Annotated in this window: 15 protein-coding genes; 4 read left to right on the top strand and 11 right to left on the bottom strand. The window is 66.8% G+C overall.

Annotation, left to right across the window (positions count from 1 at the left end):
• Window positions 1-45: 45 nt before the first annotated feature.
• The 5 genes from AB0I81_RS62330 to AB0I81_RS62310 all read right to left on the bottom strand — a co-directional run bounded on the left by AB0I81_RS62330 (window position 46) and on the right by AB0I81_RS62310 (window position 4,806).
• Entirely contained in the window at window positions 46-1,044 is a 999-nt protein-coding gene (locus AB0I81_RS62330; protein ID WP_360679866.1) for an adenosine deaminase, read from the bottom strand.
• 9 nt (window positions 1,045-1,053) lie between these two features.
• Window positions 1,054-1,929, bottom strand: a complete 876-nt coding sequence (locus tag AB0I81_RS62325) for a 1,4-dihydroxy-2-naphthoate polyprenyltransferase (protein ID WP_360679863.1) — start codon at window positions 1,927-1,929, stop codon at window positions 1,054-1,056.
• Between the two features lie 14 nt (window positions 1,930-1,943).
• Window positions 1,944-2,552, bottom strand: coding sequence for a GNAT family N-acetyltransferase (locus AB0I81_RS62320; RefSeq protein WP_360679860.1), 609 nt, complete (start codon window positions 2,550-2,552; stop codon window positions 1,944-1,946).
• Window positions 2,553-2,596: 44 nt separating this feature from the next.
• Window positions 2,597-3,130 (bottom strand): CGNR zinc finger domain-containing protein, encoded by a 534-nt coding sequence (locus AB0I81_RS62315; protein WP_360679857.1) that lies wholly within the window; start codon window positions 3,128-3,130, stop codon window positions 2,597-2,599.
• A gap of 257 nt (window positions 3,131-3,387) precedes the next feature.
• The gene (locus AB0I81_RS62310) at window positions 3,388-4,806 is read right to left on the bottom strand and encodes a PLP-dependent aminotransferase family protein (RefSeq protein ID WP_360679854.1); all 1,419 of its coding nucleotides are present in this window, start codon (window positions 4,804-4,806) and stop codon (window positions 3,388-3,390) included.
• On the opposite strand from AB0I81_RS62310, the gene AB0I81_RS62305 reads away from it, so the two are divergent.
• The 3 genes from AB0I81_RS62305 (at window position 4,805) to AB0I81_RS62295 (ending at window position 7,917) form a co-directional block, all read left to right on the top strand.
• The gene (locus AB0I81_RS62305; protein ID WP_360679851.1) at window positions 4,805-5,734 is read left to right on the top strand and encodes a DMT family transporter; all 930 of its coding nucleotides are present in this window, start codon (window positions 4,805-4,807) and stop codon (window positions 5,732-5,734) included. The two genes, AB0I81_RS62310 and AB0I81_RS62305, sit on opposite strands and share 2 nt — an antisense overlap.
• 743 nt (window positions 5,735-6,477) lie before the next feature.
• The gene (locus tag AB0I81_RS62300) at window positions 6,478-7,500 is read left to right on the top strand and encodes a hypothetical protein (protein ID WP_360679848.1); all 1,023 of its coding nucleotides are present in this window, start codon (window positions 6,478-6,480) and stop codon (window positions 7,498-7,500) included.
• Between the two features lie 9 nt (window positions 7,501-7,509).
• Window positions 7,510-7,917, top strand: a complete 408-nt coding sequence (locus AB0I81_RS62295; protein ID WP_360679846.1) for an ASCH domain-containing protein — start codon at window positions 7,510-7,512, stop codon at window positions 7,915-7,917.
• Window positions 7,918-8,051: 134 nt separating this feature from the next.
• Here AB0I81_RS62295 and AB0I81_RS62290 read toward each other — a convergent pair whose 3' ends face one another.
• The 3 genes from AB0I81_RS62290 to radC all read right to left on the bottom strand — a co-directional run bounded on the left by AB0I81_RS62290 (window position 8,052) and on the right by radC (window position 11,865).
• Window positions 8,052-8,531, bottom strand: a complete 480-nt coding sequence (locus tag AB0I81_RS62290) for a GntR family transcriptional regulator (RefSeq protein ID WP_360679843.1) — start codon at window positions 8,529-8,531, stop codon at window positions 8,052-8,054.
• Window positions 8,532-8,571: 40 nt separating this feature from the next.
• Window positions 8,572-9,039 carry a GntR family transcriptional regulator gene (locus AB0I81_RS62285; protein WP_360679840.1) on the bottom strand — a complete coding sequence of 156 codons (468 nt, stop codon included), beginning with the start codon at window positions 9,037-9,039 and terminating at the stop codon, window positions 8,572-8,574.
• 2,169 nt (window positions 9,040-11,208) lie between these two features.
• Window positions 11,209-11,865, bottom strand: a complete 657-nt coding sequence (radC, locus tag AB0I81_RS62280) for a DNA repair protein RadC (RefSeq protein WP_360679837.1) — start codon at window positions 11,863-11,865, stop codon at window positions 11,209-11,211.
• A 205-nt stretch (window positions 11,866-12,070) separates the two neighbouring features.
• Here radC and AB0I81_RS62275 point away from each other — a divergent pair, with 205 nt between their 5' ends.
• A complete protein-coding gene (locus AB0I81_RS62275) occupies window positions 12,071-12,280 on the top strand; it encodes a transposase (protein ID WP_360679835.1) in 210 nt (69 codons plus the stop codon).
• On the opposite strand, the gene AB0I81_RS62270 is transcribed toward AB0I81_RS62275, so the two are convergent.
• The 3 genes from AB0I81_RS62270 to AB0I81_RS62260 all read right to left on the bottom strand — a co-directional run bounded on the left by AB0I81_RS62270 (window position 12,261) and on the right by AB0I81_RS62260 (window position 14,289).
• The gene (locus AB0I81_RS62270; RefSeq protein ID WP_360679832.1) at window positions 12,261-12,842 is read right to left on the bottom strand and encodes a DUF6193 family natural product biosynthesis protein; all 582 of its coding nucleotides are present in this window, start codon (window positions 12,840-12,842) and stop codon (window positions 12,261-12,263) included. The genes AB0I81_RS62275 and AB0I81_RS62270 overlap by 20 nt on opposite strands.
• A gap of 239 nt (window positions 12,843-13,081) precedes the next feature.
• On the bottom strand, window positions 13,082-13,984 hold the full coding sequence (locus tag AB0I81_RS62265) for a tyrosine-type recombinase/integrase (RefSeq protein ID WP_360679829.1): 903 nt from the start codon (window positions 13,982-13,984) through the stop codon (window positions 13,082-13,084).
• A gap of 176 nt (window positions 13,985-14,160) precedes the next feature.
• Window positions 14,161-14,289, bottom strand: a complete 129-nt coding sequence (locus tag AB0I81_RS62260) for a hypothetical protein (RefSeq protein WP_360679826.1) — start codon at window positions 14,287-14,289, stop codon at window positions 14,161-14,163.
• Between the last annotated feature and the right edge of the window lie 583 nt (window positions 14,290-14,872).

Here is a 14,872-nt window from a genome sequence, read left to right as displayed (position 1 = left end):
CAGGTCCTTACGGGTCCTCCTAGGCTACCCGCTCGAACGGCGTCGTCACGAGACGTAGGCGTCCACCTCGGCCAGGTATGCGTCTTTGAGATGCCTGGGCAGCCAGGTGATCTCGAAGGCGTTGCGCTGGAGCTGGGCCAGCTCCTCGCGGGTGAGCTGGAGGGCGTCCTGCAGGGCCAGGATGTTCTCCAGCACGTAGCCGTCGAAGTACGCCGGGTCGTCGGAGCTGACCGTCACCCGCACGCCCAGGTCCATCAGCTTGCGGATGCCCTCGGCCTGCATCGACTCGGTGACGTAGCCGTTGGAGATCGGGCAGCAGGTCAGCCCCATGCCGCGCTCCAGCACCACCTCCACCAGCCGCTGGTCCTCCAGGACGTTGACGCCGTGGTCGATCCGGTTGACGCCGATGTCCTCGATGGCCTGGCGGATGTGCTCGATCGCGTTGTCCTGGTCCACGTCGCAGTGCATGGTCAGCAGGTAACCCTCCTGCCTGGCCCGCTCGTACACCGCCGCGAACTTGCTCGGCGGGTTGCCCCTCTCGTCGGAGTCGAGCCCGACGCCGGCGATCCACTCCTTGTACGGCAGCGACTCCAGCAACGTCGCCATCGCGTACTCGGCCTGGAAGTCCCGCAGGAAGCACAGGATGAGCTGCGCCCGCACCCCGAGCTGCGCATGGGCGTCCATGAGCGCCCGCCGCAACCCCCTGATGACCACGTCGAACGGCACCCCGCGCGAGGTGTGCGCCTGCGGATCGAAGAAGATCTCCGCGTAGCGGACGTTCTGCTCGGCCGCCTTGCGCAGGTAGGCCATGGCCAGGTCGTAGAAGTCGGGCTCGGTGCGCAGCACCCGCATGCCCTCGTAGTAGATCGTCAGGAACGAGGACAGGCTGTCGAAGGTGTAGGCGGCCCGCATCTCCTCCACCGTGGCGTACGGCAGCTCCAGACCGTTGCGCCTGGCCAGCTCGAACTTGAGCTCGGGCTCCAGGGTGCCCTCGATGTGCAGGTGCAGCTCGCACTTGGGCAGACCGGCGATGAAATCCTTCACCGGTCCACCTTAGAAGATGATGGCCAGACCCACCGAGAACAGCAGCCCGTACGCCATCTGCAGCTTGCCCGTCTGCTGCAGCACCGCGATGAGCGCCGGGCCGACCGCCTTGCCCAGCACCGCCCTGATGGGGGAGATCGCCAGCGGCGCGGCCAGCAGCACGAGCGCCGCCCACGGCGTGATCGGGATCATCGCCAGCGCCACCACGAACGGCACCACCTGACAGGCGACGTAGAGCGTACGGGTGCGCTCGGCCCCCAGCAGCACCGCCAGCGTGCGCTTGCCCGCCTGCCCGTCGGTGCCCACGTCACGCAGGTTGTTGACCACCAGCATCGAGCACGACAGCAGCCCGACCGGGATCGAGGCGAGCAGCGCCGCCCAGCTCAGCTGCTCGGTCTGCACGTACGCGGTGCCGACCACGGGCACGACCCCGAAGAAGACGAACACGGCCACCTCGCCCAGCCCGCGGTAGCCGTAGGGGCTCTTGCCGCCGGTGTAGAACCAGGCCGCCGCGATCGCCGCCGCGCCCACCGCCAGCACCCACCACGCCTGCGTGACCAGCACCAGGACGAGCCCCAGCACCGCCGCCAGCGCGAAGCAGCCCAGCGCGGCCGTCAGCACCTGCCGGGGCGTGGCCGCGCGCGAGCCGACCAGCCGCATCGGGCCGACCCGCTGGTCGTCGGTGCCGCGGATGCCGTCGCTGTAGTCGTTGGCGTAGTTGACGCCGATCTGCAGCGACAGCGCCACGAGCAGCGCCAGCAGCGCCCGCCACCACACGAAACCGCCTTCGCCGACCGCCACGCCGCTGCCGACCATGACGGGCACGATGGCGTTGGGGAGGGTACGCGGGCGAGCGCCGGCGATCCATTGAGCGGGGGTTGCCATACCGTTGTCTACCTCTAGCTGATGTCCGTGGTGAGCCTGACCATCCTGATCGGGCGGCCCATGTCGAGGACGCGCTCGGCCATGTCCTCGCCCCAGCCCGCCGACTCCAGGAAGCCCAGCACAGCGTAGTTGTCGGCGAAGACCCAGGTGACGATCTGCCGGAAGCCGTCCTCGCGCAGGTAGTCGACCGTGGCGTTGAGCAGGCGGCTGCCGTGCCCGCGGCGTACGAAATCGGGGTCAACCAGCAGGGTCAGCATCTCGGCCGCCACCCCGGGGTCGAGGTCGGGATCCTCGGCGGGGGCATGGGAGGCCAGGCCGACCACGCGCTCGCCACCCCTGGGGGTCACGAGGGCGGCGCTGCCACCCGCACCCAGCGCGGGAAAGCCCTCGGTGTCGAGGATGGTCTCCACCGCGACCAGCACCCGGTGCATGGGGCTCGGCGGTGCGACGATCGCCTCGTCCCACTGGCGCAGCCACATCTTCTCGGCCGCCGTGCCGGTCATCTGCTCGAGTGGGCCCTCCGGGAGGAAGTCTCGATAGCCGTAGCGCCAGGCGCGGACCTGAGTGTTCGCAACCTGGAGCACATCCTCGCGCCGGGCCGCCCGGACGCCTACGTCTGCCATCTCGGCCCGCTCCTTCGCCTGCTGTCCATGCCACAAGGCACGAGTTACACCGTATCGGTGTTTGAGCCTTGGAGACGACGCGAACCCCGCTTCCTCGCCCGGTAAGCCCGTGTCTTGGTGCGGTTGCCGCATACCCGCATCGAACACCACGAGCGGGAACGGTTCTTTGACGAGTCGATGAACGCCCATTGACACGTTTCTTCCGCGCACACCTTGAGCCGGTCCCACTCCCGCGCCGTCCCGGCGGCGGCCAGCGCCACCGCCGCCGCGATCCTGGCCAGCCCGCCCCGCACGCCCTCCACCGCGGGAACCAGCTCGGGCCGCTCGCCCGCCCCCACCCTGACCTGCACCGCAAGCGCCGGGAGATCGGCGCTCTCGCGTCTGAGGGCGGCTCTGAGGCCCTCGCGCAACTGGTGGGCGGTTTGGAGGTCCTCGTCGGTGGCGCGGTCGAGCGGGCCTATGAGGTCCCGTTCGCGCAGCCACACGGCCAGGTCGGCGGGGGAGGACAGCTCGTCCGCTTGGGCTTCTACGTCGAAGGTGTTCACGAAGTCTCGTATGAGCTCCGCGGAGAACTGCATGGTGTCACTGTAGTGGGCTGTGATCGCGGGCGTTTGTGGCTCGGGGAGGTGCTTGCCCGCCTGGCTGTACGGCCTGTCTGCCTTGTACGGCGTTCATGGCTTCTTGTACGGCGTTCATGTCGTCGGCGGGTTGTTTGATTGTCGGGCGTTCATGGCTTTGGTGGGTTGTTTGACCGCTGGACGGTCACGGCCTCGCGGGGTTGCTTGATCTTTCGGGCGTGTTCATGGTCTCGGTGGGTTGCTTGACTGCTGGACGTTCATGGCCTCGCGGGGTTGCTTGATCGTTGGGCGTTCAATGCTTCGGCGAGTCGTCGTACGCCTTCGCGCAGCTCCGCCGGATGGGCGGCGGCCATGTGTGTGAGCCGGATCCGGGGCCCCGGGGGCTCGGACGGGTAGTACATCCTGCCGGGACTCACCAGCACCCCGTTCTGCCTGGCCTGCTCCACCAGGGCGTGCTCGTCGACGTCGGCGGGCAACCGTACCCACAGGTGCATCCCGCCCGCGGGCAGCAGATGCGGCTCGGCGTCCGGCAGGAGCTCGGCGAGCGCCGCCGCGAGCGTGTCGCGGCGGGTGGCGATCTCGGCGTGCACGGCCGTCAGATGCCGCCGCCAGGCCGGGGACCCCACGAACTCCAGCGCCGTCTCCTGCAGGGGCCGCGCCACGAAGAACGACTCCACGAGTTGGCAGGCCCGCAGCCGATGCGCGGCCGGCCCCCTGGCGATCACGGCCGCCACCCGCATGCTCGGCGAGAGGATCTTCGTCAGCGAGCCGATGTGCACCACGGTGCCGTGCCGGTCCATGGAGGCCAGGGACGGGGGAGGCTGCTGGGTCAGGTACCGGGCGAAGTCGTCCTCGACCACGAACGCACCCGCCGCCCTGGCCACCTGCAGCACCTGTTCCCTGCGCCCGACCGGCAGCGTGGCGCCGGTGGGGTTGTGCAGGGTGGGCTGGCAGAAGAACACCCGCGCTCCCGTGACGGCGAAGGCCTCGGCCAGCAGATCGGGACGTACACCGTCCCTGTCCATCGGTACGGCCGTGGCCCGCAACCCCGCAGCCTTGGCCGCCGCCAGCGCGCCCGGGTAGGTGGGCGTCTCGACCAGGATGGGCGTGCCCGGCGCGGCCAGCGCCCTGAACGCGTGCGTGAGCGCCGCCTGCCCGCCACTCACGATCAGCGCGTCGGCGGCCGTCGCCTCGCCGCCCGCCTGCGTCGCGAACCACCGCCGCAACTCCGGCAGCCCCGCCAGCGGCGGCATGGCCCAGGCGTCCGGCCTGCGCGCGGCCCTCGCCGCCGCGGTGGCGAGCTGCCTGTCGGGCCGCAGCCCCGGACGCAGATATCCGCCGGTCAGCGGCACCATGCCCTCGGTCGCGGTCCCCAGCAGCACCGTCACGGGGCCCTCATCGATCGTGCGATCGCCCAGAGCGACGGTCTGCCAGGACAGATCGGGCGCGTCCTGCCCCTGGCTGACGCGCTGCGCCACGAAGGCCCCGCTGCCCGGCCGCGTCACCACCCGCCCCTCCGCGGTGAGCTGACCGATGGCCCTGGAGACGGTCACCGGGCTCACGCCGTGCCTGCGCATGATCTCCCGGCTGGACGGCAACCGCGCCCCCGGCCCGAGCCTGTCCGCCTCCTCACGCAGTATCGCGGCGATCTGAACGATACTGCTATCGTTTTCCATGAAAGCTGAGAATAGCGCTACTGTGGTTGGTGGAGTAGCGGTCCTTGACGAGGACTCGCGCTCGCACCGCCGAAGCGGTACGGCCCTGGCCTTCTTGGGCGTGCTGGCGTTCTCGGGCACGATGCCCGCCACGGTCTACGCGATGCGCGGTCTCGATCCCTGGCTGGTGGCGACGGGCCGGGCCGTCATCGCGGGCGTGCTGGCCCTGATCTGCCTGAAAGCCGCGGGCCACCCTCTCATCCCGCCGCGCGCCCGCTGGCCCGCCTACGCCCTGATCTCCCTGGGCGTGGTCTTCGGCTTCCCCATCTTCAGCAGCCTGGCCCTGCACCTGGGCTCAAGCACGTCCCACGCCGCCGTGGTCATTGGCCTCCTCCCCGCGACCACCGCCGCCTGCGCCGCCCTGCGCGCCGGCGAACGTCCCCGCCCCCTGTTCTGGGCAGCCTGTACGGCCGGCGCCGTGGCCATCACCGCCTTCACCCTCATCCAGCACGGCGGCAGTCCGTCCTGGCCTGACCTGCTCCTGGTGGGGGCCCTGTTGTCCGCGGCGGTCGGGTACACGGAAGGCGGCCGGCTGTCCAGGCACACGCCGGGCTGGCAGGTCATCTCCTACGCCCTCGTACTCTCGCTCCCCCTGACCGTGCCCGTCACGGGGATCCTCGCTTTCACGACTCCGATCGCCCTCAGCGGCGAGGTGGTCGCGGGGTTCGCTTATGTGTCGGCGATCTCCATGTTCCTGGGGTTCATACCCTGGTATGCGGGTCTGGCCAGGGGCGGGATCGCGCGGGCCGGGCAGACTCAGCTCACGCAGCCGCTGCTTACCCTGGTGTGGGCGTGGTTCCTGATGGGGGAGCGGTTCGGGGTTGCGACCATGGCGGCGGCCTTGGGGGTGCTGGTGTGTGTGGCGGTTACGCAGCGCGCACGTACCTGACCCTGGCAGTCGCCCCAACACGAGAAACCCACCCCCACCCGTCACACCCACCCCACCCGTCACCCCCCCACCCGTCACCCCCCCCACCCGTCACACCCACCCCACCCGTCACCCCCCCACCCGTCACACCCACCCCACCCGTCACACTCACCTCAACACCGATCCCCGCCCTCGCCTCAACGCCAATCCCCGCTTCGCCCCAGCCCCAGCCTCAACGCCGATCCCTGCCCTCGCCCCGCCTCAACGCCGAATCTCGCCCCCGCCTACCGAGCGACGCCGAATCCGGCCAAGCCTTGCCCGACACGCCGCGCCAGCCCGAGACCGAAACCGTCAGGTCCGCCCCGGCATGCCGCGCCTACCTGAGGCCCAGCCTGTTACGCCCGCCCGCCTGCCCGACCCGTCGCGCTCGCTTGAGGCGAACCCATCACACCTCCTGCCACGCCAAGCCCTTCCCAACGCCAAGCCCCTCCCAACGCCAAGCCCCTCCCAGAGCTCAGCCCTCCCGGAGCTCAGTCCTCCCAAGAGCACAACCCCTCCCGGATCCTCCGCCCTCCCGGATCCTCCGCCCTCCCGGATCCTCCGCCCTCCCGGATCCTCCGCCCTCGCAGATCCGTCATCACCCTCCAGCGCTCAGCTTTTCCGAGCTCCGCGCCCTCCCAAAACTGAGCACTGCGCACTGCGCCCGTGTGTGTACTTGAAAGCCGTGACGCCGCCACGCAGGATGGCAGTGGAGGTGTCACATCATGGCGGACCTCACGATCCCAGAGGGCGGCTTCTGGCCGGCGCCGGAGATCCCGCAGCCCAACATTTACCCCATGGAATGGCGCGTGGAGACGGAGAAGCTCGCCGCCATCTACGAGAAGTCCAAACGCATGCTCTGGAACCCGGCCGACCTCCCCTGGGACGGCCTGAGCCCCGACGACTTCACGCGGGAGCAGCGCCTGGGCATCATGTACTGGTTCGCGGTGCTGGCGAATTTCGACGCCTCGGGACCGGCGGTGTTCGCCCGCGCCACCATCCAGGCCTTCGAGAAACACGAAGAGGACCCGGTCAGGAAGTGCTTCTTCTCGATAACCCGCGACGAGATGAACCACGAGGAATGTTGCCAGCGCACCATCGCCAAGCTCTGGCCGGGCGGCCCGCTCAACTGGACCCCGTCCGACGACCTGGAGAAGGCCGCACACAACAACATCGGCTGGCTCTATCACAACGGCGGCCGCTACTGGACCGGCTACACCTCGGCGGTCGGCAAGTATTCGCTGCCGGTGCTGTTCACGAGTTTCATGATGGGCGAGATGGCCGCCTCCACCCTGTTCAGAGGCATGTCATCGGGCACCACGCACCCGGTCTTCAGCGAGATGTTCCAGCGGATCGGCCGCGACGAGTCCCGGCATCTGCAGATCTGCATGACCATTCTGGAGAACGAGTGGCCGGGGCTCACGGACGACACCCGTAGCCTCATCACCCGCCAGCTTAGAGCGGGCTTCGTCTTCCTCAGCATGATTCTCTGGGAGCCGCCCGAGGGTTTCTGGGAACTGCCGCCGTACTTCCTGTCCAACCACCGCGTCCTCATGGATCATGCCAGGCAGGCGGGGCTGGGCGTGCTGTCGTACGAGGAGCAGGCGGAGAACTGGCGCGTGGCGATGGCCCGAGTCCGCGCGATCGTCGAACGCTGGGGAATCGCCTTCCCCGCCATCCCCGAACTGGATCTGGAAGGGGTCGAGGTCGACATCATCGACCCTGAAGAAATCATTCCGGTCTTCTAACATGGCATCATGTGGCCGCGCATTGACGGACTCAGAGTGATGGAACTGGGCACTCCCGGCAGAGTCCGTACCTGGTTGACCGATCTGGCGCTGTCGGGCGCAAAAAGGGCTACCGCCGGTCTGCTGCCGCTCGACTACGAGGCCGAGGGCGAGGAGGTGGAGCGCGTCGGCGAACGACTCGTCCTCGTCGACGACTCCCATGCCCGCGTGGCCGAGATCGAGATAACCCGGGTGGAACTGACACCGTTCGCGGACGTCACCTGGGAGTTCGCCGAGGCAGAAGGCGAAGGGTACAAGTCAACGGCGGACTGGCGGGACACGCATCGCCAATATTGGGAGCAGCAGGGTTACAAGGTGGACGACACCACTACGGTGGTCTGCCTCTGGTACCGCCTGGTGCCCTTCACAACCGCCTGAGCGTCCCCTTAATGCGGCGGCGGCCACACCTACAGCTTCCTGCCTCACCAAAATTGAGGAAGGCTTCCTGGCTCACCAGGTTGAGGAAGGGCCCACCGCCACCTCAACCAGGTGAGACAGGCCGGTTGTCGGACTCAACCAATCGGCCACTGCTCCTGCGGAGAAACGAAGCTGCCCCGATGCGGAATGCTGTACACCCATCCCTCTTCCCGCAGCAGCGCGATGGCCCGCCGTACGGTCTCTCGCGCGGCACCGTACTCACGAACCAGCACGACCTCACTCGGAATCTGCTGACTGGAAACCAACTCGCCGTTCTTAATCCGCTCCCGGACCTCGCCGGCGATATGTCGATAGAACGGCGACTGCCGCCCCATGGGCCCTATCTGCCCGGGAGCATTGACGAATGTTCCCTCGCCTTGCCGCGTATGCACCAGTCCCTGGTTTCGCAAAACGCGTATGGCCCTGCGCGCGGTCGTACGTGCGACCTTGAACTCCCGCTGGATCTCCGCCTCGCTGATCACAACATCCCCGGGCGAGAGTTCGGCGACGATGCGCGCCCGGAGGACCTCGCTGATCTGGAGATATAGGTGGGCCCCGCCCTCGTGATTCGGCACGCCCTAAGGGTATCCAAAGGCACGGTCACGAGAGGGGCAATCAAGAACCCTGCTTTATGGGCCATTTTTCAGGGTCGGTCACGTATGTACCGCGATATGGCACCGTGAACACCCACCCCAGCTCCCGAAGCCGCGCAACCGCCTGACGTGCAGTCACCTTCGCGACGCCATACTGCCGCATCATAGCTTTCTCTCCGGGAATGGCCCTATTGGGCGCGATCTCACCCCGCTGGATACGATCAACAACCTCTGCGGCGATCCTCTGATAAATCGGCGTCCTCCCAGGCGACCGAGGCGTCCCCGGCTGCCCCACAAACGTCCCTTCGCCCTGAACCGTGTACGCAAGCCCCCGATCCCGCAACTCCCGAGCCACCCTCCGCGCAGTCGTCCGCGCGATGTCATACCGCTTCTCAAGACCCGCCTCACTGGGCACCGGATCACCGGCTCCCAGCTCGCCCCGTTCGATCTGATCACGAACCATATCGGCGACCTGCTTGTAGATGGGCACGGGCCCTTCACGGTCTAGCACCCGGGGAGTCTAAACGAACCACCACATCCCACCCCAAACGCTCACACCCACCGCACCGCCGCCCCAGAACCGTCCGTCGGCACCTCAGGGCCCTGGCGCTCAGCGTCCCGCCACCTCAGCGAACTGGCCCCCGGGGTTCTCTGGCGCCGCCAGTATCACGGGCACCGCAGCATCACGGGCACCGCTATAGGTCCTGACCATAACCGTCAGTCGGCGGCATGCCCGCATTAACGGTTGCGATCCCCTGCTTCTCCCGCAGCCAGACCAAGCGGGCAAATCAAGCCAGGCATCGTCCATCCACCGCACCGCTCGGGTTCGCGCCAAGCGTCTACACCCTCGCAACCAGCCTAAGTGACGACGATCGCATCCGTCCCATAACCAACCTAAATGCGCACCCGCAGCCCATGCCTACCGAAAAGACGTCGCCCACTGCTCCGCGCGTCGGCAAAGTAGGAGTCCCCAATATCGATTCCCACTCCTTCGTACCTCCTCCATGCATCACAATATTCCAGCGGCCATCGCGTTGTTTCTTCTTCGATCTCGACTAGCCCTCGAGGAAACGCGTGATGGCCGCGCCACCCTGGCTGGCGCAACTCTTACCCAGGGCTCTACCAAACCACTGCAAAGCCCAAATTCAGTGGCATGCACGGATCTCAAGATTAGCGAACGCGTTCCTCTGTCAAAGTCGCTGCCAGATATTTCGGATCCGCAGGGCTCTTCTCCTTCGCATCCAGCTCCCAATAAAGGGTGTCGAATCGGCTGAAATCTCACGGCTCAGCCTCCACCTTCTCGAACCAGGCCATTTCGATCCGGACGCCTGAGTACTCTCGGACGCAACCCTGGCCGACCCCAACGTTGCAAACCACGACAAGCATCCCGATTGGCATGCCCACCCAGGTCAGCGCGGCCGTGAAGATTGCACGCAGTCGGGACTCCCCACTGCGCCAAGCCCCTCCAACCTGAAGCCTCTGGGCCCGGCTTCGACCCCCGGCTTCGACCCCCGGCTTCGGCGCCCCGCGCCCGCCTTACCCGGCACCCCATACTCGGCACGCCGGCTTCGGCACCCCGTACCCGGCGCGACAGGTCCGATGCAACAGGTCCGGCATCTCCGGCAGTGGTGACATACGCGCGGATCCGGAGCCCTTGGCCCCGCCTTCGTCCCCCTGGCTTCGGCGCCCCGCGCCCGCCCTGCCCGGCACCCCGTACCCGGCACCTGGCTTCGGCCCTCGGCTTCGGCACCTGTACCCGGAGCGACAGATTCGATGACCGGAGCGACAGATCCGATGAGACGGGTTCGACGCGACAGATCCGATGGACAGGTTCGGCATCCCCACCAGGGATGACCATGCCCGAGGATCAACCGAGCCCAGAGACTCCTGGACCCGAAGACGGTATCAACGACACTCAATGCCCACCCGTCAGCAGCAACCGCTAGCCAGACCCTGCCAGAACCTGCTGTCCTTGGGCCCAGCGACGCCGCTCTCAACAACGCCACATCAAAATCGACATCCACGCGACCGTCAGTAACATGGGCATGGGCCGCGTACAGGCGAGAACGGACACGGCGATCGCGTAGGGAAATGGTGACGGCCATCGCGATCCCTTGGAGACGCAGCTTCGAGGGATATCAAGCGCGATGGCCGCAGACAACAGTTTGGCGTCTGGCCCACCAGTCACGGAAGGGTTATCTGACCGGTGGCTCCGACTTTATTTACGACACCGTGTGAACCCTTCAGCGCCGCAGTGTCGCCGGGCGGGTGGTGACTCCCGCTCGGCGACACAGTTGCGCCAGATACCTGGTTGCGCCATAGCCATCGCGCATGCGAACCGGACACCGCTAGCGATGGCGCAACCAAGCACCGTAGATGACGCACCGTCCGTCCGCGCTGGTCCCTTCGAGCGACGCGCCTGCCGGATCCTCATTCGAGGAGCGGACCTCATCCAAGACCAGCACGAACCATGTACGTGGCCCCGCGCTTTCCGGGGCATGAGACCACGCCATGGCGAGTAGTAGCCGGCTGACGTCCATTACGGCCTACCCGCGTCATTAGGTTCTCATGGTCGTCCTTTGAAAACTGCCGTTCGGCGCTATAGATGAGATCATGCCATTTGAGGCGAGCTGGGTTCGTAATCCGCCACGGAATGGATTTATAGGGAAATCCGCCTCCAAGACTTGCCCGCAATGATCAAGTGATCGAGAAACCGCACCCCGACGGTCTCTGCGGCCTCAAGCAGTCGGGCCGTGGCCTCCAGGTCCTCAGAACTGGGCTCCAGAGAGCCGCCGGGATGATTGTGAGCAAGGCCGAACATCGCCCCACCCGCGATGAGCACCTCAGTGATCACCTCGCGTATGGGTATCACGGTGTGGTCGCTGCCACCCTCGGTCAAAGCCGCACGCTTCAGGATTCGCCCACCGGTATCGCACACCACCATGACCAGCCGCTCATGAGTCCGCTCGAGCAGCAGCGGGGCACACGCGTTGGCCAGGTCGGACGTACTGGTGATGCGCTCGCGCTCGGGCCATGCCTCAGCTCGGCGTACGAGATGAAAGGCCGCTGCCACTCGCGCTGCCTTGGCGGGACCGATGCCACGCAAGGTCAGTAACCGGTGCGGCCCGGAGCGACTGAGGGCATCGAGACCTCCGCAATGCTCGATCACTTGGGTAGCCAGGTCGAGGGCGCTCGCCCCGTGAAATCCGGAGCCGAGCAGCACGGCCAGTAGCTCCCGGTCAGCCAGCGCTGGAGCGCCGACGGACATAAGCCGCTCACGCGGCCGGTCGCCTTTGGACAGGTCTTTGACTCGCATCTGCAACCTCCGCACCCGTTCTATCAACCCCCACCGACAATCCCGCCCCAAGCCCAACCGAATTCAAGAAACCCTTTTGTCAGCCTGAGCGCTCAATATCCCCTCAGAATTCGTTCGCCCACGATGTCTAAATTGTGTGTGAGAAGATCATTCATATTCGGTGTGGCGGCGTGACGGATGGAACGAATGTCGTCATGGTGGCCCGATGCCCCCCGAGCGTTACCCCTCGAACGTGACCGACGCACAGCGTGGGGAGCTGATCGAGCCGTTACTGCCCGAGCCGGAACGGCGGCGGCCTTCCCGAAAGCACCCACACGGGGAGATTGTGAACGCCATCCTGTACGTGGTCCGCTCGGGATGCCCCTGGCGGTACCTGCCCACCGATCTGCCGCCCTTTATGGGGAGTCTGCGGTGAGGCTGTCAAGGTCGTTGGCGGTGCCGACGACTGCTGGCCCAACCCTGTCAGGGAGGTAGGCGATGATCAAGGCGACGGCGTCATGGGGGGTGTCGGCTTCTCTGATGATGGGTCCGTCGGGCGAGCGATCGTGCCACCACACGACGCGGTAGGTCCCGTCTGGCCGGGGATCGATCACGGGAAGGTCATGGGTATAGGGGAATCCGGTGCAGCGGCTGAAGTGCAGCGTCCGGTGGCTGTGGAAGGGAAACAGCGCCCGCAGTCGCGGCTCGGCATAGGCCGCCTCAATCAGGTCATGATCGACGTGGCGGGCTGAGGCGGTGCGGTAGATCGCCCACGTGGCTTCGACCGCCTCGCCGCGTTCATGTGCTTCAGCGACTGGACAGTACTCGACGAACGGGCAGCCAGCCTTCAACTCACGCAGCTGCGCGCCTCCCTGCCACAAAGCCGTAGCCCGAGCCGCCCCGGGCAGGTCGCCGGTCCCGGCCTTGGCCAACCTGACGCCCCGATCCCAGAATTCCATCAGGAACCTCCGGTCCTCGCTGGCCGCGAGGGTGTTCACATACCGGCGAATCATGCCCGACTCGTGTTGCACAGTCCCACCAACCAGGAGCGCTGGGCGGCAGCGCCGTCAGCTCATAGGCTGCTTGGTCGAGCACGGTCTGCATGGCGGCCTGGAGACTTCCCGCCAGTCCGATTTCCGGGTAGAGGCGGGCGTAGGTGTCTCGCGGCTGCCGGCTCACGGCTTCAACTCTGCCGTAGCACTGCTGATTCTGGACTGATCGACGCTCACCCAGATGATCAGGCAGGACCTTCCCGGGCATGGATGCTCGGCAGGAGAGTCGCGGTTGAGGGGGCACTGATCCGGCGGGGCGTAGATCCGGCTGGCATGGGGATGTCGGCAAGCTGGCCGAGTAGCTTGTCCAAGGCGGCCTGGCCGTCGTCGATTGCGGCCCGTTCGTCGTCGGTGAGGGGGATGGCGGCGAGCCTGCGTTGCAGGTTGGCCTTGGCTTCGAGGAGTCGGGCCTTCGAGCTGTCCTTGGGGGTAGAAAGTCGCATTCGGCGCAGGCCATGCGGTGGGCGTATTGCCCGAAGAAGGTGCAGAACCCGTGGCCGAGGTCGTAGTACTGCCAGGGCTCGCCCGGTGGCAGAGGCGCTGGAGGTGACGGCGTTGCGGTCGATGAGGATCTCGATGGTGCGGACGTTGCGTTCGAAGTAGCCGGCGTCCCGGTAGGCCTTCGAGAGAGTGTTCGGGGTGATCTTCGCGTAGCGCTGGGTGGTGCTGAGGTCACGGTGCCTGAGCCTGGCCTGCAACTCGAACAGGGTCATCGGTTCTTTGGGGTTGTAGAGCTGCGAGGCGATGGTGGAGCGGGCCCGGTGGCTCGTGATGTTGCCGCGGACGTCTGCCGCGGGAACACCGGCCTTCGCGCAGGGCATGGGGATGATGCTGTCGTTGATGTGGGTCTTGGAGACGCCGCGGGCGCGGAAAACGAACAAGAAGTCGACCTGCTCGCCGGTCTTGCGGTCCAGGAGCTTCGGCTGGGTAGGCCGGACGGCCTGCCAGGCCGCCATGGCCTGGCAGAGCAGCAGGTCGACGAGCTTGGTGAACGCGGTGCCGGTCTTGTGGGTGGGGACGTCGAGCAGGCAGACGGCGTCCCGGGCCAGGACCTCATCGGAGTCGCTGGAACTCCCCATATGCAGCATCGAATGGGTGCCGCCTCAACTGACCACCAATCCTTCGGCCATGGGTCCGTCATGGAACGCAACAAGTCGGGGCCCCTGGTCTCGTTTTGCTGCGCCAGCCACCTCGCGGACGCCAAACTGTGTCTGCGGCCATCGCCTGCCCTCCTTCGATTATGGATTGCACACCATTTGAAGGATCACGCGATGGCCGTCACCATTTCCGACGCCTGCCACGCCTGCCACGCCTGCCACGCCTGCCACGCCTGCCACGCCTGCCACGCCTGCCACGCCTGCCACGCCTGCCACGCCTGCCACGCCTGCCACACAACGGCTTGGCTTGTTCGGGCTTGGCCACGCCACGACCGGGCTCGTTCGCGAGGGGAGTGCACCACTCCCGAAACGCCCACTGCGCGGAAGGCGGTCGCGACGCCGGCGCCGATCCTTCTCGCGCCGCTGGTCACCAGCGCGGACTTAGGGCATCTAAAGGGCGCGGTGGATTGACAGCGCTGCTGGTGGGAGTAGGGACGATGGCTTCCCGCAGGGCGTTGTTGCCGTCTGCTGGCTCCGCCGCACTCGTCCCTGGAAGAAACCATGCGGCCGTATGCGAGAGGCCGAGCCATCCGTATGGGGGAGTGGCGGCGTACGGCCCGCGCAGTGCTTGGCAGGCTCTTGCGTCCTACGTGCGGTGGTCGTGACTGGTCGCTCGTTGACGCCCCGCTACGACGGTCATGACCGGTTGGCGCAGGTCCTCGCTGGTAGGGGGTACTTTGGCTGGTTAGTCGTTGCGGCCTCTGGTACGGCGATATTGCTGATCGGCCAGCTCTTGCCTCCGACGCGACGGCTCCTCATAGTCTGTGCGGTGAGACCTGGGCCTGACCGATCATTCGAGCCGTCTACACGCCGCTCCGG

It is taken from the genome of Nonomuraea sp. NPDC050404 (assembly GCF_040655495.1).
In the GTDB taxonomy this organism is placed as follows: domain Bacteria; phylum Actinomycetota; class Actinomycetes; order Streptosporangiales; family Streptosporangiaceae; genus Nonomuraea.
Note: the sequence above shows the minus strand (reverse complement) of the source record. Positions and strands in the feature narration are given on the sequence as shown.

Excerpts from the sequence above, each read along its gene's own strand:
- AB0I81_RS62325 (WP_360679863.1), bottom strand. The coding sequence starts at position 1,929 with ATGGCAACCCCCGCTCAATGGATCGCCGGCGCTCGCCCGCGTACCCTC.
- AB0I81_RS62300 (WP_360679848.1), top strand. The coding sequence starts at position 6,478 with ATGGCGGACCTCACGATCCCAGAGGGCGGCTTCTGGCCGGCGCCGGAG.
- AB0I81_RS62315 (WP_360679857.1), bottom strand. The coding sequence starts at position 3,130 with ATGCAGTTCTCCGCGGAGCTCATACGAGACTTCGTGAACACCTTCGAC.
- AB0I81_RS62295 (WP_360679846.1), top strand. The coding sequence starts at position 7,510 with ATGTGGCCGCGCATTGACGGACTCAGAGTGATGGAACTGGGCACTCCC.
- AB0I81_RS62320 (WP_360679860.1), bottom strand. The coding sequence starts at position 2,552 with ATGGCAGACGTAGGCGTCCGGGCGGCCCGGCGCGAGGATGTGCTCCAG.
- AB0I81_RS62265 (WP_360679829.1), bottom strand. The coding sequence starts at position 13,984 with ATGCTGCATATGGGGAGTTCCAGCGACTCCGATGAGGTCCTGGCCCGG.
- radC (WP_360679837.1), bottom strand. The coding sequence starts at position 11,865 with ATGCGAGTCAAAGACCTGTCCAAAGGCGACCGGCCGCGTGAGCGGCTT.
- AB0I81_RS62310 (WP_360679854.1), bottom strand. The coding sequence starts at position 4,806 with ATGGAAAACGATAGCAGTATCGTTCAGATCGCCGCGATACTGCGTGAG.
- AB0I81_RS62305 (WP_360679851.1), top strand. The coding sequence starts at position 4,805 with ATGAAAGCTGAGAATAGCGCTACTGTGGTTGGTGGAGTAGCGGTCCTT.
- AB0I81_RS62275 (WP_360679835.1), top strand. The coding sequence starts at position 12,071 with ATGCCCCCCGAGCGTTACCCCTCGAACGTGACCGACGCACAGCGTGGG.